We start from the raw sequence: 19029 nt of genomic DNA, 5'->3' as shown, positions 1-19029 counted from the left end.
TGCTGAATGTATAGCCTTGCGCCTGCGTCCGCAATCGGCTGTAATCCCGTGGCGCCTTTTTTTCACCGGCGTCGCCCGACAATGACCGAATAACGAGACAAGCGAACCAGCCGTGTTGAAAACCCGAATTGGCATTCTTGCTCTGGCGATTTCCGCCCACGCCATTCCCGCCTTTTCCCAATCCGCAGTGAATCGCGACGAGTTCTATTGGCTCGGCGAAATCAACAAGGCCACCACCGTGATCAATACGGAGGAAGGGCTATTGGACAAGTCGCTCGCGCCGCGCATTGCCTCGGGCATCGTCAAGGTGCTGGAAGACGGCAATCGGCCGGGCGGCAAGCGTCCTTCCACGGTGATCACCTTCGAGCCGTTGCTGATCCAGGCCGCGGGCGTCGAGGTGACCCTGCTGCATGCGGGGCGGTCCAGCCAGGACATGCATGCGACCTACCGCGCCGCGATCCTGCGGGACCATCTGCTGAGCCTGGCCGACCAGTTGAACAAGACCAGCCGTTCGCTGGTGTCGCTGGCGGAGAAGCATGCCAATACCATCGTGCCGAACTACACCAACGGCGTGGCGGCGCAGCCGAACAGCCTGGGCCATTATCTGCTCGGCCATGCGGCGGGACTGGAGCGCGACGCACAGCGGATTCGCGAGGCCTATGCGCGCATCGATCGTTCGCCGATGGGAACGACCGTATTGAACGGCACCAGCTGGCCGCTGAATCGCGCGCGCATGGCCGACTATCTGGGCTTCTCGGCGATCGTCGACAACGCCTACGATGCCGCGCAGATTTCCTCGACCGAACAGCCGGTCGAGGTCGGCGCCATCGTCACCAGCATTGCGCTGCATGCGGGCAACTTCATCGAAGACGTGATGACGCAGTATGCGCAATCGCGTCCGTGGATGCTCTTGCAGGAGGGCGGCAGCAATACCTATGTCTCCAGCGCGATGCCGCAGAAGCGCAATCCCGGCCTGCTGAACACGACGCGCCGGCACGCCTCGACCGCGGTCACGCTGGCGATGGGGCCGGTGATTCAGGCGCACAACATCACGCCGGGAATGGGCGACGCCAAGGAGGTCAAGCCCAACAGCGAAATGGTGCAGAGCGCAATCCGCGTGCTGCAGGGCTGGGACAAGATCCTGAACGCGCTGGTGATCAGCCCCGAGCGTGCGCTGGAGGAGCTGAACAGCGACTGGACTGCCTCGCAGGAACTGGCCGATGTGCTGATGCGCAAATACAAGCTGCCATTCCGCGTGGGCCATCACTTCGCATCGGAGATCGTCGACTATGCGAAGGCCAACAATATCCGGCCCAGCGAATTCCCGTATGCGCAGGCGCAGCGCATCTATGCGGAAGCGGTCAAGGGCCAGGGGCCGGCGCAATTGCCGATGAGCGAAGCGGAATTCCGCGCCACGCTCGATCCCGTGGCGATCGTTCGCCATCGCGCCACCGTAGGTGGTCCGCAGCCTGCGGAGATGGAGCGGATGCTGAAGGCGGCAAAACAGACGCTGGCGCAGCAGGATGCCTGGATCAAGGAAAAGCGCGGCCGGATCGATGCATCGCTGGCCCGGCTGGATCGGGATTTCAGCAAGCTGGCCAAGTCGGCGAATTAGGAAGACAACCAGGCCAATAACAAGGCCACCAACGAGGGCCACCAACGAGGGCTACCACCGTGGGCTACCACCGTGGGCTACCAACGAGGCGACTAACTAGCTTTCTGCGCGATGCCGATCGGGTGAGATCCGTTCCATCAGCCGTTGCGCATCGAATGGCGCTTTCACCTTCTGATCGTTATCGAAATAGCAGTAGACATCGCGCCGCGCCGCCTTGCGCGGCTTGATCGGCGAAATGCGCTTGGCGTCGTCCGGCTCTCCGCCGGCACCCCATGCGCTCAGGCGATCGGCCCAGCGATCGAGCGCGGGATCCGAATAGGCGCCGCCGTACAAGGTCTCCGTGCCGTGCAGCCGCAGATAGACGAAATCCGCGGTCACGTCCTCGACGTAGGGCCAGTCGGCAACCGCATCGGAGACCACCAGCGCGACGCGATGCTTGCGCAGCAGCGCGGGAAATTCCGGCGTACAGAAGCTGGCATGGCGGATCTCGATGGCGTGGCGCAGGCGCCGTTTGCGCGTCGGCTCGCACCAGGGATCCTTGACGCGGCCATCGTGCTGGCTGGCCAATTTCCTTGCTTCGTCGGTGGTGCGCGGCAGCATCGCGAGGAAGCGTTCCAGCCGGTCCGGCTTGAAGCTGAAATTCGGCGGGAATTGCCACAGGAAGGGTCCCAGCTTTTCCTGCAGCGCCAGCACTCCCGAGGCAAAGAAATTTGCCATGGCCGGGCGCGCCTTTTCGTCGCGGAAACGCAGCATGTGGGTCAGATAGCGCGGTCCTTTTACGGCGAAGACAAAGCCCGGTGGCGTCGCCTCGTACCAGGCGCGGTAGCTGCCGATGGTCTGCAGCGAATAGTGCGAGCCGTTGATCTCGATCGTGTCGACGGCGCGCGCGGCGAATTCGAGTTCGCGCGCCTGGGCCAGTCCCTTCGGATAGAAGACGCCACGCCAGCCCTCGTAGCGCCACCCCGAGATGCCGATTCGAATAGTCATCGGATTGCGCCGGCGAGCGCCCATTCGCCTTGCGTGGTGGCGAGGGCTTCGCTGGGCGACGAATGATCGATATGGACGATCATACGCGAGCGCCGGCAAATTACAGGTGCCGCGACATCCACCGCGCGCGTAGGAACCGGCCTACGCCAGTCTCCGTTGCCGACCGATCCCTGCTGCGCGGCATGGCCCCTACATTGCACTTAAGCCGCAGCGGATCGCGGCAATTGCCAGGAGCTCGGTTATGTCGTTTGCACTATTCCTGATTGGACTGCTGATCCTTGTCGGCGGCATTGCCTGGGGCCTGATCACGGCCGGCGTGCCGGAGACCTACGTCGCCATCGCCTGTGTGATCGTGCTGGGCCTTGGCATCATGGGCGCGGTGTCGCGCACCCGGACCAAGGACCCGTCATAACGGCATCAGGCGCGCGGCGAGTCGGGGCTGGGGCTGGAGGCCGATGAGGGCGAGCGAGTCGAAGCAGCCAAAGGGGGCGAAGGAGGCGAAGGAGGCGAAGAGGGCGCCTGCTCCATCGCTGGCGCCCCCGTCCGGACCGCCGCCCCGCGTTGGCTCAACCACATGCTGACCAGCACCAGCACCATGCCGGCCAGTTGCGGCGCGCTGAGCCACTGATCCAGCAAGCCCCATCCCAGCAGCACTGCGCTCACCGGGCTCAGAAAGCCCAGCGACGCCACCGCCGGCGGCCCAAGCCGCGCGATGCCGCGAAACCACAGCACATAGGTCAGCGCGGTGCCGACCAGTCCCAGATAGAGGAATCCCAGCACATTGGCCTGTGTCAGCGGGCCGAGCGGGGGTTCGTACCAGAGCGCGACAGGCAGCAGCAGGATGCCGCCCGCCACCAGTTGCCATGCGGTGAAGGTCAGCGCGGATACCGGCGGTTGCCAGCGCCGCGTCAGCACCGTGCCGAGCGCCATCGAGGCGGCGCCCAGCAGGCCGGCGGTCACGCCTGCGGTATCGAGCGCCGCCTTGGGCGTCAGCACCAGCAGCGCCACGCCCGCCATGCCCCCGATCGCGGCGACCACGGCCACCGGCCGGATCGCGTTGCCCAGCAGCAGCCGGGAGAACAGGATCACGATCAGCGGCTGCACGGCGCCCAGCGTCGCCGCGACGCCGCCCGGCAGCCGATAGGCGGCGACAAACAGCATCGCCTGGAACACCGAGAAATTCAGCGCGCCGAGCACGAATACCCGCAGCCACCAGCCGCGCTGCGGCAATTGGCGGACCCACAGCAACAGCAGCAGCCCGGCCGGTAGCGCGCGCAACATCGCTACCGTCAGCGGATACCCGTCGGGCAGCAGGCCCGTCGTGACGACATAGGTGCTGCCCCAGATCGCCGGGGCCAGGCCGGTCAGCAGCAGGTCGGTGGCGCGGTTCATGATCCTTGCCTCAGGCGAAATCGAGTACTTCGGCCAGGGGGCGGCGCGGCTTTTGCGGCCAGTTGCCCGGCGCCGCATGGCCGACCGCCACCAGGATGGCCGGCACCTCGTCGGGCCGCAGCGCGAATTCGCGTGCCACGCCCTGCGGGTCGAAGCCGGTCATCGGACCGGTTGCCAGGCCCATGCCCTGCGCGGCCAGCATCAGGGTGGCGGCGCCCAGCGAGGCGGTGCGGATCGCTTCGTCGCGCCGGCTCTGCGGCTGCTCCAGATATTGGCCGCGCGCCGCATCGACCCAGGTCTGCACCATGCCGGCCGGCATCAATCCGGCTTCGACCGACGGCTGAAGCCGCTGCGCCAGCGTGGCCGGATCGGCCAGCACGCCGCAGACGATAAAGACGACCGCCGCATCGGTGACTTTTGGCTGGTTCCAGGCGACCGCGCGCAGGCGTGCCTTGGCTTCGGCGGTCCGGACCGCGATGAAGCGCCAGTTCTGCAGGTTGTAGGCGGTGGGCGCGCGAGTGGCCAGCGCGGTCAGCGCTTCGATTTGCGCGTCGGACAGCGGACGCGCGGCATCGAAGAAGTTGGCGGAGATGCGCTGCTCGATGGCGTCGATGACGGGATGGCTCATGGTCGTTCCAGCTCCGAAATGGTGTCGTTGGATGTCGTTGGATGTCGCCGAATGTCGTGGTGTCAGGATCGGCGCAATGGCCATTGGGACGGCCGTTTATTCACGGTCAAAGATTAATCGCCATCCTCGCGCGGTGAAATATGCGATATGCTCACCACAATCTTTACCGGCAGTGAATAATCGGGTGAAATAACCGTGGACCATTTGACGGCGCTGCGCGTATTTCGGGAAGTCGTCGAGCGCAACAGCTTTGCCGCGGCGGCGCGGCGGCTTTGCCTGTCTCCGGCGGCGGTCAGCAAGAACATTGGCGAGCTGGAGGCGCATCTGTCCACGCGGCTGCTGAACCGCACCACGCGGCGGCTCAGCCTGACCGAGGCCGGCCAGCAGTACTACACGCAGATTGCGCAGATTCTCGACGACCTCGACGAGGCCGATCGCGCGCTGGGCCGATGCAGAGCGAGCCCACCGGCACGCTGCGCGTCAGTGCGCCGATGTCGCTGACGCTGACGCAGCTGGCCGATGCGATCCCGCAGTTCCTGTGCCGCTATCCGCAGCTGTCGCTGGATCTGCGCCTGGACGATCGCCGCGTCGATCTCGTCAAGGAGGGCTTCGACGTTGCAATACGCGGCAGCGACAAGCTGGAGGATTCGAGCCTGGTTGCGCGCAAGCTGATGTCGATGACGCACGTGCTGTGCGGCGCGCCGGCGTATTTTTCGCGGCATGGCGTGCCCGATTCACCCGAAGCCTTGCGCCAGCACGAATGCGTGCAATTCAGCTTGTCCGGCCACGCTCGGCTATGGAGCTTTCGAAAGCATGGCGCGCAGGGCGATATCCAGGTCGACGTGCCGATCGACGGCCGCTACAAGGTCACCTCCAGCCTTGCCGTGCGCGAGGCGCTGCTGGCGGGCTTCGGCATCAGCCTGATTCCGCTGGTCTATGTGCGCAACGATATCGAGCAGGGGCGGCTCGTCACTGTATTGGACGAATGGTCCACCGTCGAGACGCATGTCTATGCCGTCTATCCGTCGCGGCGGTATCTCAATTCGAAGGTGCGCGCCTTCGTCGATTTCCTGATCGAGACCCTGGCCTGAACGCTCGGGGCTGCCGCATCGCGCCTTCGAGCCTTAACCTGCGTTCAAGGCAGCCATGCCGCGTGGGGCGGGCAAGCCGTCCTAGACTGGCTTCGTCCTGTCCGACCCACACCATAAAAGGCTGCGCCCATGATCGGTCTTCCATCCTTGCGCCGGCTTTGCGCCTGCCTGGCGCTGGCCGTTGCCACGCCGCTGGCGATCGCGCAGTCCGCATCGTCATCATCGTCCTCATCGTCATCCAGCGCCGGTTACCCGGAACGCCCGATCCGCCTGCTGCTCGGGCAGGCCGCCGGCGGCGCGGTGGACACCATCGCCCGCATGCTGGCCGAGCGCCTCGGCGCCACGCTGCGGCAGCCGGTGGTGGTGGAGAACCGGCCGGGCGCCGGCGCGATGATTGCGGCGGAGGCCGTGGCACGCGCGCCGGCGGATGGCTACACGCTGGCCCTGCTGGACGAAGGCGCGCTGACCGTCAATCCGGTGCTGCAGAAGAAGATTGCCTACGACGTTCTCAAGGATTTCAGTTACCTCGGCACCGTTGCGCGCATCCCGCTGGTGATGGTGGCGCATCCCTCGCTGAACGTCGCGACGTCCGACGAATTGACGCGCTACAGCAAGGCCCATCCGTCGGCATTGAGCTACGCGTCGGCGGGCGTCGGCAGCCCGCCGCACCTGGCCTTCGAAGCCTACAAGCAACAGTCGGGCGCAATCGTTGCGCATCTGCCCTATCGCGGCGGTGCGCCGGCCCTGGCCGATGTGGTCGCCGGCCATGTGCACCTGACCTTCATCGACACCAATCTTGGCAGCCAGTATGCGAAGACGGGCCGCGTCAAGCCGATCGCCGTGTCGACGCGCCAGCGCAGCCCCTTGCTGCCGGCCGTGCCGACCTTCGAGGAGGCCGGCCTGAAGGGCTTCGAATTCGCGCCGTGGGTCGGGGTGGTGGGACCGGCGGGGCTGCCGGCGCCGGTGGCCGAGCGCATTGCGCAGGCGCTGCAGACGGTGCTCGCGGACCGCGACCTGCTGGCGCGCGTGCGAGGCAGCGGCTTCGAGCCCTTCGCCAGCGGCAGCACCGCGTTCGCGGCACTGATCCGGCAGGATCTGGAGGCCCGCCGCACGCTGATCCGCGAACGGAATATCCGGCTCGAGAACTGAACCGCCGCAGCACCCGCCCACCGCCGAACCCTTATCGCTCGCTCCCATGACCAAGACCTTGTTGCTCGATGCCGTCCCCGGCGCCACCGTCGGCGCCGATCTCGATACCTTCGTCGATGCCTGCCTGATCCTTGCCGCCCAGGGCCATGCCGCGGGGCTGGCCGGGCAGATCACGATGCGCGATCCCGACTCCGGCGGCATGGTTACGCTCGCCCTCGGTACGGGCATGGAAGAGGCCAGCGCCGCCAATGTGCTGCTGGTCGATGCGGAACTGAACACGCTGCAGGGCAAGGGCCGGGCCAATCCCGGCGTGCGCTTCCACAGCTGGATCTATCGCCACCATCCGGAGGTCAAGGCGATCGTGCATACCCATCCGCCGGCGTTGTCGGCGCTGTCGATGCTGGGCATGCCGATGCCGGTGGCGCATATGGATGCGGCGATGTTCCACGACGACTGCGGCTTCCTGGCCCACTGGCCCGGCGTGCCGACCGGCGACGACGAAGGCGAACTGATCTCGGGCGCGCTGGCGGGGCGGCGTACCGCCTTCCTGGTCAATCATGGCGCCGTCTGCACCGGTGCGACGCTGCAGGAGGCCGTCTACCTGAACGTGTTCGCCGAGCGCAATGCCCGGATGTGCCTGGACGCGCTGGCCGTCGGGCCGCTGCAGCAGGTCGATCCGGCGGCTGCGCGCGAGGCGCACGACTTCCTGCTGCAGCCGGCAATCGTCAACGCGACCTTTGCGTACTGGGTCCGCCAGGCGAAAACGACGCTACGCCGTTGATACATGGGCCGCGCGCTATCGCGTCGCGATGCGGGCCGCGGCCGCCTCGATCGCGCGGATGGCCCGGCTGACCGCCTGGCTCGGGGGCGTGCCGCTGCGGTGGATCAGCACCACATGGCGATGCAGGTTGGCGCCTTCGATGGCGAGGCGATGCAGCCCGCGCGCCGTGATGGCGATGTCGGGCAGATCGCGCGGCAGGATCGTGGTGCCGACGCCCTGCATCGCCAGGTCGAGCGACATGCTGACCGAATTGCTCTCGACGGCGATCGACAACGGCGCCGGCAATTCCCGTTCGATCACGCGCCGCAGCGCGTACGGGCGCGGCGGCACGATCAGCGGCCGCTGTGCCAGCGCGGCGACGCTCAGCGTTCCCGGTGTCGGCGCGCCCAGCTCGCGGCTATAGGCGGCGATCTGCTCGATGCACAGCCGCCGCAGCGCCACCGCGTCGGTATCGACGGCGAGGTCGTAGACCAGGCCGATATCGGCGAGCCCGCGTTCGACCCGTTCCACCACATCGGGCGAGCTGGCGTTGAACACGCCGAGCGTGATGCCCGGGTGCGCGGCCCGCAGCGAGGCGACGACCTCCGGAATCAGATAGGCCGCCAGCGTATTGACGGTGGCGATCGTCACGCGCCCATGGCCGCCGGCCGAGGCCTGCCGCGCAACGTCCAGCGCGCTGTCGACCATGCCGAATCCCTGATCGATATCGCCGACCAGCCGTTCTCCCAGGGGTGTCGGCCGCATCCCGCGCCCGTGGCGGTCGAACAGTGGCGCCCCGAGGAACGTTTCCAGCGCGGCGATCTGCTTGCTGACGGCGGCCTGCGTGATGCCGAGCGAAGTGGAGGCAGCGCGCAGCGATCCGGCGCGCGCGACGGCGAGAAAGGTGCGAAGCAGGCGGTCTTTGTCTTGCATCGAGGGAGGGCGCTGGACAGTATCGGACGAAGCACGTGCTCCGTGGCGTCTGCATTGGAATCGATTCAACCGGCACTGTCCATCGGGGCCCGTGCTATGGTTCCAATACCGTTTCCTCCCAATCCGATGCCTGCCGGCCAGTTCCAGCTCCTCCCTTGCGCGTTGCCCGGTGTGCTCGCCGTCCAGGCCAGCTCGCGGCACCGTTTCGCCCGTCATACGCACGAACAGTTCGGCATCGGCGTGGTCGAGCGGGGCGCGCAGCGCTCGGCGAGCGGCCGTGGCGAGGTGCAGGCGGTAGCCGGCGACATCATCACGGTCAATCCCGGCGAGGTGCACGACGGCCTGCCGCTGGACGAGGCCGGGCGGTCGTGGCGCATCCTGTATTTCGATCCCGAGGTGGTGGCGCCGGTCTGTCACGATGTGAGCGAAGGGGCCGCGCGGCTCGGAGAATTCGTGCTGCCGGTGCTGAGCGATCGTGCCTCGGCCACGGTCTTCACGCAATTGTTCGACGCGATGACCGGGGGCAATGCCCCGGATACGGCCTTGCGTCGCGACAGCCTGCTGTTGATGCTGGTCGCGAGCACGATGGATTGCCGGCAAGGCATGCGGGACGGCGACGGCACCCCGGCGGCGATTGCCCATGCGCTGGCGCGCATCGACGACGATCCCTCGGTGCCGGTGACGCTGGACGAGCTCGCCCATGCCAGCGGCCTGAGCCGCTTCCAGGTGCTGCGCGCCTTTACCCGGGCCACCGGACTGACGCCGCATGCCTATCTGGTGCAGCGGCGGATCGACCTCGCGCGTCGCCTGATCGCGCGCGGCGAGCCGCTGGCCGATGCGGCAATCGGCAGCGGTTTTGCCGATCAGAGCCATATGACGCGCATTTTCGTGAAGAAATACGGCCTGTCTCCCAGCGCCTATGCCGCCGTCGCCACCGGCCGGTCCCTGCGCTGACGACGACCGTCCAGACGCCCGCTTTCCGCGCCGCTGCAATTTCGTTCAAGACGCCCGCCACGCCGCGGCCTAGCCTTAGGCATCCAACGATGCGGAGGCGGCCATGTCCGGCAAAACCGAAGGTTATTTCTATCTGGCGCTGGCCATGATCCTGGTCGGCAGTACCGTCATTGCCAGCAAGGTCATCGCGGCGGGGCTGCCGCCGTTCACTGCGACGGCGCTGCGCTTTGCCATCGCCTTGCCCGGCTTCCTGTTGCTGATGAAGCTGACCGGCACGCGCATGCCGGCCATCGGCCGTGGCGACGGGTTGCTGCTCGTACTGCAGGCGGTCGCCGGCAGCGTCGGCTATACCACCTTGCTGATCTCCGGCCTGCGGATGACCTCGGCCGCGGACGCCGGCGTGATCATCGGCACGCTGCCCGTGGTGTCGGCGCTGGTCTCGATCGTTGTACTGAAGGAGCGCCCGGGCGTGGCCTTGCTGCTGGCCATTGGGCTGGCGACGGCGGGCGTGCTTGCCGTGGCGGTACCGGAAGAGGGCGCCGACGGCGGCCGGGGGACGTGGCTTGGCAACGCCCTGGTGATGGGCGCGGTGGTCTGCGAGAGCCTGTTCATTCTGCTGAACAAGCGGCTGCGCCAACCGCTGCAGCCGCTGGCGCTGTCGACCGTGATGACGGCGATCGGCCTGGCCGCGTCCATCGTTCCCGCGCTGTTCGAGGCGCCATGGCGGCATGGACTGCCGAGCGGGGCGCTGGCGGCGGTGCTGTATTACGCGCTGGTGCCCACCGTGGCGGGCTTCGTGCTGTGGTATGCGGGCTCCGCGCGCACGACCGGCACCGAGGCATCGCTGTTCACCGCGCTGGCGCCGATATCGGCGGTGGCGATGGCCTTTCTGCTGCTGGGCGAGCCGGTCGGCACGAGCCAGCTCGTCGGCATCGGCTGTGTGGTGGTGGCCGTGCTGAGTCTGGTGCTGGTCGGCAAGCGCAATCCGGCCGGACCGCGCAAGGCTGCATGCCGCAAGCATGCATCCCGCAAGCACGCATGCGGGCTAGCGGAGCGATCGTGAGCGCGCGGCGCCGCCCGCGGGCATAAACGCGCGCGGCGTCGTGCCGAGATAGCGGCGGAACACCGCGATAAAGCTGCTGACGCTGGCATAGCCCAGATCGAGCGCAATCGCCGTGACGCTGTGGCCGGCGGCGAGCCGCTCCATCGCCGCAAGCAGCCGCATCTGCTGCCGCCACTGGCCGATGGTCCAACCGGTCTCGGCCTGGAAGCGCCGTGTCAGCGTGCGGCGGCTCATGCCGATGCGTGCGGCCCAGCCATCGAGACCGGTGTTGTCGTCCGGCGCGGCCAGCATCCGCGTCGCCATCCGCACCAGCCGCGGCTCGCGCGGCATCGGCAGGAACAGCGTCTGCGCAGGCTCGCGCGCGAACGCGTCGGCAAACACGGCGAGGTAGTGATCGAGGGCGGTGCCGGTGGGCGCTTCGTTGCTCGTCAGCGCGCCGAGCAGCGCGTCCAGCAGCGGCGACAGCCTGGCCACCTTGACCGTGTCCGGCATCGCGGCGCGGCTCCACGTACCGTCGAAATACAGGCTGGTGCCGACCATGCCGCCCTGCACGCTAGCGCCATGCACGATGCCGGGCGGAATCCACGCGATGCAGCCCGTCGGCATCACCCATCGGCCGCCGTCGGCCTCGATGGCCACCACGCCCGTCCGGATCGTGAAGAGCTGTCCGTCGTCATGACGATGCGGACGGCGCTCGCGGATGCCGGCGTGCGACAGCCGGCGGATGTGCTTCAGCGACACGGTGATCGAATGGTTGGCCCGATTGCATTATCGGTTGACATTCTAGCGTTGGCGGGCAAGGCGTGCGCCCCCTAGACTGCCTGCATTGCCCGATACCGGCCACTCACGGAGCCATTCGATGACATCTGCCACGCCATCCCGACCGTTCGCCGAGACCCACGGAGACCGCGCATGAAGCCGGAAGCCATGCTCCCCGACCATGTCGATGCCGTACAGGCCGACGGCATCACCGTACGCAAGGGCAGTGTCGGCGCGTTCCTCGCCAGCTGGCGCGTGCTGTCCGATCCCGCGCAATCCAACGAGAGCCGTGCCGCGGCGAGAAAGGACCTGATCGCGCTGATTCCGGCCCTGACCGCGCTGGGGCTGTTCGACGTGCTCGAGCCGCGCGATCCGCAACTGCGCGCGCTGATTGCACAAGGCCGCGGCGGCGCCTGAGCACCCGCCGCGGCCTTGTGCCGGCGTGGTCCGGATCAGACCAGCGTCAGGCGCACGTCGATGTTGCCGCGCGTCGCGTTCGAATACGGGCAGACGACGTGGGCCTTGTCGACCAGCGCCTGCGCGGTCTCGCGCGCCACGCCCGGAATCGAGATCTGCAGCTCGACCTCGATGCCGAAGCCCGTCGGGATCTGGCCGATGCCGACGTTGCCGGTGATCGTGGTCTCGGCGGGCAGGGCGACTTTCTCGCGGCCGGCGACGAACTTCAGGGCGCCAAGGAAACAGGCCGAGTAGCCGGCGGCGAACAGCTGCTCGGGGTTGGTGCCGGGACCGCCGGCGCCGCCCAGTTCGCGCGGCGTGCTCAGCTTGACCTCGAGCGCGCCATCGGACGAGACGGCGCGGCCGTCACGGCCACCGGTGGCTTGGGCTTGGGCACGGTACAGGACTTTTTCGATCGACATGGTTGGCTCCTTCGGGTTGATGGCCGGGTTCTGCTTCAGGGTTGGACTTCAGGGTTTTGCTTCAAGGTTTTGCTTCGGGTTTTTGCTTTAACATAGTGCGCTATTACATAGCGTGCTATATAAATTCGTCAAGTCAGGGAGCGTCGCCATCCCGTGCGGCTCAGTCGACCGCGTTCCGGGCGATCTTCGCCGTCACGCTGTCGAGCTTGCGCTTCAGGCTGGTCAGTTCCTCGACGCTGCACGCCGACGCGCACAACACCGACTCCGGGACCTTGCCGGCCTGTGTCTTCAGCGCGCGGCCGGCCTTGGTCAGGCTGACGATGACCTGACGCTCGTCCGCCGCCGCGCGGGCCCGCGAGACCAGCTCCTGCGTCTCGAGGCGCTTGAGCAACGGCGTCAGCGTGGCCGAATCCAGATTCAGCCGGGCACCGATCTCCGACACCGTCAGGCCGTCCTGTTCCCACAGCACCATCATCGCCAGGTATTGCGGATAGGTCAGGCCCAGCGGGCGCAGCAGCTTGCGGTACAGCTTGTTCAGCGCGAGCGAGGCCGAATAGACCGAGAAACAGAACTGCCGGTCCAGCAGCAGCGCGGTGGCAGGGTCGATCCGGGAGTTCGATGCGGCGTTCATGGAGCAGAATATAGATCGTACGCGATTGAATAGCAAGAAATTTATTTGCGGGAATGCCGATGGAGGGCGAGGATGGAGGGCCGGGCATCTTTCGCGGATACCCGGCCCGCCATCGTCAAGCCGCCACTTCCATCAACGCATCGACCACCACCACGCCATCCGGGCTCGCCATCACCGGGTTCAGGTCGACCGACCGGATCGCGCCGCCCGCGGCGTGCACCATCCTGCCGACCGACACCGCGGTGCGGCACAGCGCCGCCATGTCAACGGCCGCTTCGCCACGCACGCCGGCCAGCAGCGGGGCGATGCGAAGCGTGCGCAGCGCGCGGGCGACATCCTCTTCCTCGCAGGTCGCCAGCAGCACCGCGGTGTCGCGCAGCGCCTCGACATACTTGCCGCCGTCGCCGACCACCAGCACCGCGCCGAACACCGGGTCCCAGTGCGCGCCGATCATGCATTCGCGCTGCCCGCGCACCATCGCCGCGACGATGACGCCCTCGGCCTCGACACCCATGCCGGCCAGCGTGGCCATCTGCCGCTCGAATGCCGCGACGATCGAATCGGCGTCGTTGCAGCCGAGCGCCACCAGACCGTGTTCGCTCTTGTGCGGCACCGCGGCCGCGCAGGCCTTGACCGCGACGGGGCCATCCAGCGCACGCCAGGCCGACACCGCCTCATCGGCGCTGCGGCACAGGCGATGCGCGACGACCGGAACGCCGGCCTCGGCCAGGCGTGCGAGGCTGGCCGCTTCGCTCAGCGTCGCCGAGGGCGACGAGACATCGGGCGCCACCGCCGCGGGCGGTGCCGGTGGACGCGCGAACAGCTCCGCCAGCCGCAACCGGTGCGCGCGCCACTGGCTCAGCGCCGGCAGCGCCTCGCCGGCGTTGGCGTAGACCGGTACGCCGCGCTGCCGGAACGGCGCGGCCACGCCCTGCTGCCAGGCCGCCACCACGATGGGCTTGCCGCTGGTATCGGCGAAGGCGGCCGCATCGGTGGCAAAGCGTTCGATGTCGTAGCCCATGCCCGCCACCGGAATATCGAGCAGCACCATGTCCGCCGCCGCGTCGCCCGCGATCACCGGCAGCACATCACCGAACAGCGCGCTGTTGGTCAGCAGGGCGGCGGTCACGTCGACCGGATTGGCGGTGGCGGCAAAGCCGGGCAGGCGTTCGGCCAGCGCGGACTGGGTCTGTGCCGCCAGCGGCGCCATCGACAGTCCGCATGACTCGGCGGCGTCGGCCGCCATCACGCAGCTCGCGCCGGAATTGCTGACGACGACGAGCCCGCGCCCCTGCGGCTGCCAGTCGCGCAGATACAGCGGTGCGCAGCGCGCCAGCGCATGGGCGTCGTCGACGCGCCAGATGCCGTGATGCGCGAGGAAGGCATCGACGGCGCGATCCTCGTTGGCGAGCGCGCCGGTGTGCGAGGCCGCCGCGCGCTGGCCCGCGCTGGTGCGGCCGGCCTTGACCGCGACGATCGGCACGCCGCGTGCGCGCGCCACCGCGGCTGCCTGCGCCAGCGTAGCCGGATCGTTGAGCGTCTCCAGATACAGCAGCATCAGCTGCACGTCGTGATCGTGCGCGACGGCCAGCGCCAGGTCGCTGACCGTGACGTCCGCCTGGTTGCCGGTCGCATGCATGTGCCGCACGCCGATGCCCTGGTGGCGCAGCAGGCCGTAGACCATCGCGCCCATGCCGCCGCTCTGGCTGATCACCGCGACCGGCCCATCCTGCGGCGGCACTTCGATGAACATCGTCGAGAAGCTGGCGATCGCGCCGCTGCCGAAATTGGCCAGGCCCTGGCTGTTCGGGCCGACCATGCGCAGATTTCCTGCGCGCGCGATATCGACCATCTTCTGCTGCTGGCGCCGGCCTTCCTCGCCCGCTTCGCCGAAGCCCGAGGCGATCACGATGGCCGCCGCCACGCCGAGCCGCGCGCAATCGCTGACTGCCTGCACGGCGGCCTCGCCGGCGACCACGACGATGGCCAGCTCCGGCGCTTCCGGCAGCGCGTCCAGCGAGGCGTAGCTGCGCAGGCCCTGGATCGTGTCGCGCTGCGGGTTGATCGGATAAAGCGTGCCGCCGTAGCCGTGCTGCTGCATGTAGTGGATCGGCCGGCCGCCGATCTTGTGGATATGGTCCGAGGCGCCGATCACCGCGATCGAGCGCGGCGTCAGCAGGGCCTGCAGGCCGCGGGGGAGAGAAGCCGACATGTCGTAGTCCTGTAGTCGATCGGTTCAATGAAGTCGTTCAATGCCTGGGCTCAATGCACTGGTTCAATGCACTTGTTCAATGCATCGGTTCCATGCAAGCCAGGCTCAGTCGATGGTGGCGCCGGAGGTCTTGACCACGCCGGCCCATTTGTCGATCTCGGCGCCGAGGAAGCGGCCGGTCGCGTCGGGCGACGTCCATTCCGCGCCGAAGCCCTGCGTGGCGAAGCGCGAGCGGACTTCGGCATCGTCGAGCACGGCGCGCAGCGACTGGCTCAACTTGTCGATCACCGGAGCGGGCGTGCCGGCTGGCGCCAGCAGCGCATTCCACGCGGTCGCCTCGTAGCCGGCCAGACCCGCCTCCGCAACGGTCGGCACATCCGGCGCGGCTGGGGAACGCTTGGCGCTGGTCACGGCCAGGGCCTTGAGCTTGCCGTCGCGCACGAACGGCATCGCCGACAGCATGGTGTCGAACATCACCGTGGCCTGGCCGCCGATCACATCGGTCAGGGCCGGCGCGCTGCCCTTGTACGGCACGTGCGTCATGCGCACGCCCGCCATCGCGTTGAACAGTTCGGCGGACAGATGGGTCGACTGGCCATTGCCCGAACTGGCGAAGCTCACCTGGTCCGGCTTTGCCTTGGCCAGCGCGATCAGCTCGGCGACATTGCGCGCCGGCGTCGATGGCGCGGTCACTAGCACCAGCGGTCCGCGCGTCAGCAGGCTGACCGGCGCGAAATCGCGACGCGTGTCGTACCCCGGCTTGCGGAACAGCGTCATGTTGATGGCATGCGCGGTGGTGGCGACCAGCAGGGTATAGCCGTCGGGCGCGGCCTTGGCGGCGGCCTCCGCGCCGATATTGCCGCCCGCACCCGGCCGATTCTCGACCACCACCGGTTGTCCGAGCCGCTCGCCGAGCTTCTGTCCGACCACGCGCGCGACGATATCGGTGGGGCCGCCGGGCGGGTAGGGCACGATCATGCGGATCGGCTTTGCAGGCCAGGTTTCCGCTTGGCCGGGCCGCGGCAATACCGCGCACAGCGTGCCGAGCGCGAGCACCGGCAGCACGGCGCGCAACGCGTGCCGCCTGGTTGAAGAAAACGGACGGGCGAGCGCGGCCCGCCGATGCTGCTGATTCGGCTGCATAGGTGTCTCCATCTGGTTGTTGTCGTGCCTGGCTGGCTGTTTCGGTCCGCGGTTCCGGCTCACTACTCCCGCTCGAATCGCAACAGCGTCCGCTCCCCATGCCGGAAAAACCCGGCGCGCACACGGTCGCCGATCGCCACGCCGGGCTCGGCATGGCCCATCACGCGCGGCCCTTCGTCGAGAGTGGCCAGCACCAGCGTGTACGGGACCAGCGTGCGGAAGCTGTCGTCCGGCGCGCGCGCGACCGTGGTCACGGCGTAGACGGTGGCCACACCGGCGGCATCGCGCCAGGCGAGCCGGACGCTGCCGCAGCGCTGGCAGGCATGGCGCTCCAGCGATTGCGCCGCGCCACAGTCGCCGCACGACTGGTAGCGAACGCGGCCCGCTTCCAGGCCTTCGGCATAGGGATGAAGCCCTTCGGGCAGGGCGGATTCGGCTGAGATCGCCATCACAGGGCCTCCAGCACCAGGCTGACATGGGACGACAGCACGCCGCCATCGGCATGGAACAGCGCGCGGCGACGCGGACCGATCTGGCGGTCGCCGGCACGTCCGGCAAGCTGCCGCGTCGCCTCGGCCAGATGCATCAGGCCGCCCGCGACGCCGGAATGGCCGAACGCGAGCAGGCCGCCATGGGTATTGAGCGGCAGCGCGCCATCGACATCGAAGTCGCCGGCCAGCAGCCGCGCAGGCGCGCCGCCTCGCGGCGCCACGCCGATCTCCTCGAGCAGCATCAGCAGCGTGATGGTGAACGAGTCATAGATCGCCAGATAGTCGAGGCCATCGACCCCGATGCCGGCCTCGCCAAGCGCGCGCGTGGCCGCTTCGCCGGCGCCGGTCGTCATCACGCTGTCGATCGCGCATAGATGCTGATGGCGATGCGCCTGTCCCGCGCCGGCGATGCGCACAGGCCGGCCGGGCCCCGGCTCCGCCGAGACCACCAGCGCCACCGCGCCATCGGAGATCGGGCAGCAGTCCGACAGCAGCAGCGGCGTCGCTACCGGCTTGGCGGCGCACGCGGCGGCCGCGGTCAGCGGCTCGCGCAGATGTGCGTCGGGGTGGGCGCCGGCATGCTTGCGCATCAGCACCGCGAAATCCGCCAGCGCGTCGCGTGGCAGGCCGGTCTCCATCAGATAGCGCGAGGCCAGCAGCGCGTAGTACGCCGGCACCGAGGCGCCGTTGGGCACTTCGATCTGCGGCTCGCCGACCTGGGCCAGCGTCTGCACCGACTGGTCGCGGCTCTGGCCGCTGAGGCGGTTCTCGCCCGCCACCACCAGCACATGGCGGCAGCGGCCGGCACGCACCAGTTCGCGCGCCAGCATCGCCATCGCCCCGCCGGTGGCACCGCCGGCGGCCATGCCGTGCGCATAGGCGGGTTGGAGCGACGCGTATTCGCAGAAGCGGTCGGCCAGCATCAGATGCGGCAGCGTGGTCGCGTAGCCGCACAGCACGCCATCGATCTCGGCGCGCGACAGTTCCGCCTCGGCCAGCGCGGCATCGGCGGCCTGCGCCATCAGCGTCAGCGGCGTGCTGCCCGCGAGCCTGCCGAAGCGCGTATTGCCGGCGCCGCGCAACCAGGCGCCGCGTTGAAGGGAGTCGCTCATGTCAGCGCTTGAGCAGCGGGCACTTCGACTTCGACGGCGGGATGAAGGCCTGGTCGCCGGGCACCGTGGCGAGGACCTTGTAGTAGTCCCATGGATATTTCGATTCGGCCGGCGTCTTCACCTCGAACAGGTACATGTCGTGCACCATGCGTCCGTCCTCGCGGATACGGCCATTGGCGGTGAAGAAGTCCTGGATCGGCATCGTCTTCATCTGCTTCATCACGGCGACGGTCTCATCGGTGCCGGCCGCCTGCACCGCCTTCAGGTAGTGCATCACCGACGAATAGACGCCCGCCTGGCTCATGTTGGGCATCTTCTTGAGCTTGTCGAAATAGCGGCGCGACCATTTGCGGGTGGCGTCGTTCATGTCCCAATAGAAGGCCTCGGTCAGTACCAGCCCCGCGGCGGTCTTCAGCCCGATCGCATGGATGTCGTTGATATAGAGCAGCAGGCCGGCCAGCTTCTGCTTGTTGTCGCGCGTCAGGCCGAACTCGTGCGCGGCCTTGATCGCGTTGACCGAGTCGCCGCCCGCATTGGCCAGGCCCACGACCTGCGCCTTGCTGGCCTGCGCCTGCAGCAGATACGAGGCGAAGTCGCTGGCGCCGATCGGATGGCGCGCCGCGCCGAGCACCTTGCCGCCGGCCTCGGTGACCACGGTGGTGGCCGAGTCCTGCAGCGTGTGCCCGAACGCGTAGTCCGCCGTCAGGAAATACCAGGTCTTGCCGCCGCGCTGGACCATCGCACGCGCGGTGGTATTGGCGAGCGCATAGGTGTCGTAGGCGTAGTGCACCGAGATCGGCGTGCACAGGTCGTTGGTCAGACGCTCGGTACCGGGGCCGGAGAACACCACGATGCGGTTCTTCTGCTTGGCGACTTCGAGCACGGCAAGCGCGGGCGCCGACGCCGCGACATCGAGGATCGCGTCGACCCGGTCGGTGTCGAACCATTCGCGCGCCTTGTTGGCGGCGATGTCGGCCTTGTTCTGATGATCGGCGACCACCAGTTCGATCTTGCGGCCGAGCACCTTGCCGCCGAAGTCGTCAATCGCCATCTGCGCGGCGGTGGCGCTGCCGCGGCCGGTCACATCGGCATAGAGGCCGCTCATGTCGAGGATCAGCCCGATCTTGACCAGATCGTCGGAGAGGGTGGCCTTGGGCTGGGCCTGAGCCTGGGCGTAGGCGGTGCCGCCGAGCGACAGCGCGCATGCGCCCAGCATGCCGGCGAGCGTGCG

General features: G+C 68.0%; 19 protein-coding genes and 1 pseudogene. 8 read left to right on the top strand and 12 right to left on the bottom strand.

Annotation, left to right across the window (positions count from 1 at the left end):
* Window positions 1-112: 112 nt before the first annotated feature.
* Entirely contained in the window at window positions 113-1615 is a 1503-nt protein-coding gene (locus F1599_RS09235; RefSeq protein ID WP_150082844.1) for an argininosuccinate lyase, read from the top strand.
* Between the two features lie 96 nt (window positions 1616-1711).
* Here the strand turns inward: F1599_RS09235 and F1599_RS09230 are convergent, their stop codons facing one another.
* Window positions 1712-2602: a DUF72 domain-containing protein gene (locus tag F1599_RS09230; RefSeq protein WP_150082843.1), complete on the bottom strand. Its 891-nt coding sequence runs from the start codon at window positions 2600-2602 to the stop codon at window positions 1712-1714.
* A gap of 241 nt (window positions 2603-2843) precedes the next feature.
* Here F1599_RS09230 and F1599_RS25810 point away from each other — a divergent pair, with 241 nt between their 5' ends.
* On the top strand, window positions 2844-3014 hold the full coding sequence (locus F1599_RS25810) for a hypothetical protein (RefSeq protein ID WP_006576660.1): 171 nt from the start codon (window positions 2844-2846) through the stop codon (window positions 3012-3014).
* Between the two features lie 5 nt (window positions 3015-3019).
* Here the strand turns inward: F1599_RS25810 and F1599_RS09225 are convergent, their stop codons facing one another.
* Entirely contained in the window at window positions 3020-3994 is a 975-nt protein-coding gene (locus F1599_RS09225; RefSeq protein WP_150082842.1) for an EamA family transporter, read from the bottom strand.
* A gap of 10 nt (window positions 3995-4004) precedes the next feature.
* A complete protein-coding gene (locus tag F1599_RS09220; protein ID WP_149316348.1) occupies window positions 4005-4622 on the bottom strand; it encodes a nitroreductase family protein in 618 nt (205 codons plus the stop codon).
* A gap of 195 nt (window positions 4623-4817) precedes the next feature.
* On the opposite strand from F1599_RS09220, the pseudogene F1599_RS09215 reads away from it, so the two are divergent.
* The 3 genes and pseudogenes from F1599_RS09215 to F1599_RS09205 all read left to right on the top strand — a co-directional run bounded on the left by F1599_RS09215 (window position 4818) and on the right by F1599_RS09205 (window position 7643).
* Window positions 4818-5713 (top strand): annotated as a pseudogene (locus F1599_RS09215) (LysR family transcriptional regulator).
* A gap of 129 nt (window positions 5714-5842) precedes the next feature.
* Complete coding sequence (locus F1599_RS09210; RefSeq protein WP_150082841.1) at window positions 5843-6862, top strand: Bug family tripartite tricarboxylate transporter substrate binding protein; 1020 nt, start codon at window positions 5843-5845, stop codon at window positions 6860-6862.
* 46 nt (window positions 6863-6908) lie between these two features.
* Entirely contained in the window at window positions 6909-7643 is a 735-nt protein-coding gene (locus tag F1599_RS09205) for an aldolase (RefSeq protein WP_150082840.1), read from the top strand.
* A gap of 15 nt (window positions 7644-7658) precedes the next feature.
* Here the strand turns inward: F1599_RS09205 and F1599_RS09200 are convergent, their stop codons facing one another.
* Window positions 7659-8555, bottom strand: a complete 897-nt coding sequence (locus tag F1599_RS09200) for a LysR family transcriptional regulator (protein WP_150082839.1) — start codon at window positions 8553-8555, stop codon at window positions 7659-7661.
* Window positions 8556-8681: 126 nt separating this feature from the next.
* On the opposite strand from F1599_RS09200, the gene F1599_RS09195 reads away from it, so the two are divergent.
* Both F1599_RS09195 and F1599_RS09190 read left to right on the top strand, forming a co-directional pair.
* The gene (locus tag F1599_RS09195; protein WP_150082838.1) at window positions 8682-9509 is read left to right on the top strand and encodes an AraC family transcriptional regulator; all 828 of its coding nucleotides are present in this window, start codon (window positions 8682-8684) and stop codon (window positions 9507-9509) included.
* 103 nt (window positions 9510-9612) lie between these two features.
* Window positions 9613-10572: a DMT family transporter gene (locus F1599_RS09190; RefSeq protein ID WP_223819543.1), complete on the top strand. Its 960-nt coding sequence runs from the start codon at window positions 9613-9615 to the stop codon at window positions 10570-10572.
* Here the strand turns inward: F1599_RS09190 and F1599_RS09185 are convergent.
* Entirely contained in the window at window positions 10555-11313 is a 759-nt protein-coding gene (locus tag F1599_RS09185) for a helix-turn-helix transcriptional regulator (RefSeq protein WP_149316342.1), read from the bottom strand. The genes F1599_RS09190 and F1599_RS09185 overlap by 18 nt on opposite strands.
* A gap of 171 nt (window positions 11314-11484) precedes the next feature.
* On the opposite strand from F1599_RS09185, the gene F1599_RS09180 reads away from it, so the two are divergent.
* Window positions 11485-11748, top strand: coding sequence for a hypothetical protein (locus tag F1599_RS09180; RefSeq protein ID WP_149316341.1), 264 nt, complete (start codon window positions 11485-11487; stop codon window positions 11746-11748).
* A gap of 35 nt (window positions 11749-11783) precedes the next feature.
* Here F1599_RS09180 and F1599_RS09175 read toward each other — a convergent pair whose 3' ends face one another.
* From F1599_RS09175 to F1599_RS09145, 7 genes are all read right to left on the bottom strand, one after another.
* Window positions 11784-12209 (bottom strand): organic hydroperoxide resistance protein, encoded by a 426-nt coding sequence (locus tag F1599_RS09175; protein ID WP_149316340.1) that lies wholly within the window; start codon window positions 12207-12209, stop codon window positions 11784-11786.
* A gap of 160 nt (window positions 12210-12369) precedes the next feature.
* Window positions 12370-12840, bottom strand: a complete 471-nt coding sequence (locus tag F1599_RS09170; RefSeq protein WP_149316339.1) for a MarR family winged helix-turn-helix transcriptional regulator — start codon at window positions 12838-12840, stop codon at window positions 12370-12372.
* A 115-nt stretch (window positions 12841-12955) separates the two neighbouring features.
* Window positions 12956-15052 (bottom strand): acetate--CoA ligase family protein, encoded by a 2097-nt coding sequence (locus F1599_RS09165; RefSeq protein ID WP_150082837.1) that lies wholly within the window; start codon window positions 15050-15052, stop codon window positions 12956-12958.
* 105 nt (window positions 15053-15157) lie between these two features.
* A complete protein-coding gene (locus tag F1599_RS09160) occupies window positions 15158-16195 on the bottom strand; it encodes a tripartite tricarboxylate transporter substrate binding protein (protein WP_370639487.1) in 1038 nt (345 codons plus the stop codon).
* A gap of 62 nt (window positions 16196-16257) precedes the next feature.
* Window positions 16258-16644, bottom strand: a complete 387-nt coding sequence (locus tag F1599_RS09155; protein WP_150082836.1) for a Zn-ribbon domain-containing OB-fold protein — start codon at window positions 16642-16644, stop codon at window positions 16258-16260.
* Complete coding sequence (locus tag F1599_RS09150; RefSeq protein ID WP_150082835.1) at window positions 16644-17798, bottom strand: thiolase family protein; 1155 nt, start codon at window positions 17796-17798, stop codon at window positions 16644-16646. Before F1599_RS09150 ends, F1599_RS09155 begins: the two co-directional genes overlap by 1 nt.
* Before the next feature lies 1 nt (window position 17799).
* Window positions 17800-19014: an ABC transporter substrate-binding protein gene (locus tag F1599_RS09145; protein ID WP_223819551.1), complete on the bottom strand. Its 1215-nt coding sequence runs from the start codon at window positions 19012-19014 to the stop codon at window positions 17800-17802.
* Between the last annotated feature and the right edge of the window lie 15 nt (window positions 19015-19029).

The organism is Cupriavidus cauae (assembly GCF_008632125.1).
Taxonomy (GTDB): domain Bacteria; phylum Pseudomonadota; class Gammaproteobacteria; order Burkholderiales; family Burkholderiaceae; genus Cupriavidus; species Cupriavidus cauae.
This window is presented reverse-complemented; position numbering and strand designations above follow the sequence as displayed.

What these genes read in the sequence shown, in the direction of transcription:
- F1599_RS09155 (WP_150082836.1), bottom strand. Translation starts at nt 16,644, where the DNA reads ATGGCGATCTCAGCCGAATCCGCCCTGCCCGAAGGGCTTCATCCCTAT.
- F1599_RS09200 (WP_150082839.1), bottom strand. Translation starts at nt 8,555, where the DNA reads ATGCAAGACAAAGACCGCCTGCTTCGCACCTTTCTCGCCGTCGCGCGC.
- F1599_RS09145 (WP_223819551.1), bottom strand. Translation starts at nt 19,014, where the DNA reads ATGCTGGGCGCATGCGCGCTGTCGCTCGGCGGCACCGCCTACGCCCAG.
- F1599_RS09190 (WP_223819543.1), top strand. Translation starts at nt 9,613, where the DNA reads ATGTCCGGCAAAACCGAAGGTTATTTCTATCTGGCGCTGGCCATGATC.
- F1599_RS09180 (WP_149316341.1), top strand. Translation starts at nt 11,485, where the DNA reads ATGAAGCCGGAAGCCATGCTCCCCGACCATGTCGATGCCGTACAGGCC.
- F1599_RS09205 (WP_150082840.1), top strand. Translation starts at nt 6,909, where the DNA reads ATGACCAAGACCTTGTTGCTCGATGCCGTCCCCGGCGCCACCGTCGGC.
- F1599_RS09150 (WP_150082835.1), bottom strand. Translation starts at nt 17,798, where the DNA reads ATGAGCGACTCCCTTCAACGCGGCGCCTGGTTGCGCGGCGCCGGCAAT.
- F1599_RS09195 (WP_150082838.1), top strand. Translation starts at nt 8,682, where the DNA reads ATGCCTGCCGGCCAGTTCCAGCTCCTCCCTTGCGCGTTGCCCGGTGTG.
- F1599_RS09210 (WP_150082841.1), top strand. Translation starts at nt 5,843, where the DNA reads ATGATCGGTCTTCCATCCTTGCGCCGGCTTTGCGCCTGCCTGGCGCTG.
- F1599_RS09230 (WP_150082843.1), bottom strand. Translation starts at nt 2,602, where the DNA reads ATGACTATTCGAATCGGCATCTCGGGGTGGCGCTACGAGGGCTGGCGT.
- F1599_RS09220 (WP_149316348.1), bottom strand. Translation starts at nt 4,622, where the DNA reads ATGAGCCATCCCGTCATCGACGCCATCGAGCAGCGCATCTCCGCCAAC.
- F1599_RS09175 (WP_149316340.1), bottom strand. Translation starts at nt 12,209, where the DNA reads ATGTCGATCGAAAAAGTCCTGTACCGTGCCCAAGCCCAAGCCACCGGT.
- F1599_RS25810 (WP_006576660.1), top strand. Translation starts at nt 2,844, where the DNA reads ATGTCGTTTGCACTATTCCTGATTGGACTGCTGATCCTTGTCGGCGGC.
- F1599_RS09165 (WP_150082837.1), bottom strand. Translation starts at nt 15,052, where the DNA reads ATGTCGGCTTCTCTCCCCCGCGGCCTGCAGGCCCTGCTGACGCCGCGC.
- F1599_RS09160 (WP_370639487.1), bottom strand. Translation starts at nt 16,195, where the DNA reads ATGCAGCCGAATCAGCAGCATCGGCGGGCCGCGCTCGCCCGTCCGTTT.
- F1599_RS09170 (WP_149316339.1), bottom strand. Translation starts at nt 12,840, where the DNA reads ATGAACGCCGCATCGAACTCCCGGATCGACCCTGCCACCGCGCTGCTG.
- F1599_RS09225 (WP_150082842.1), bottom strand. Translation starts at nt 3,994, where the DNA reads ATGAACCGCGCCACCGACCTGCTGCTGACCGGCCTGGCCCCGGCGATC.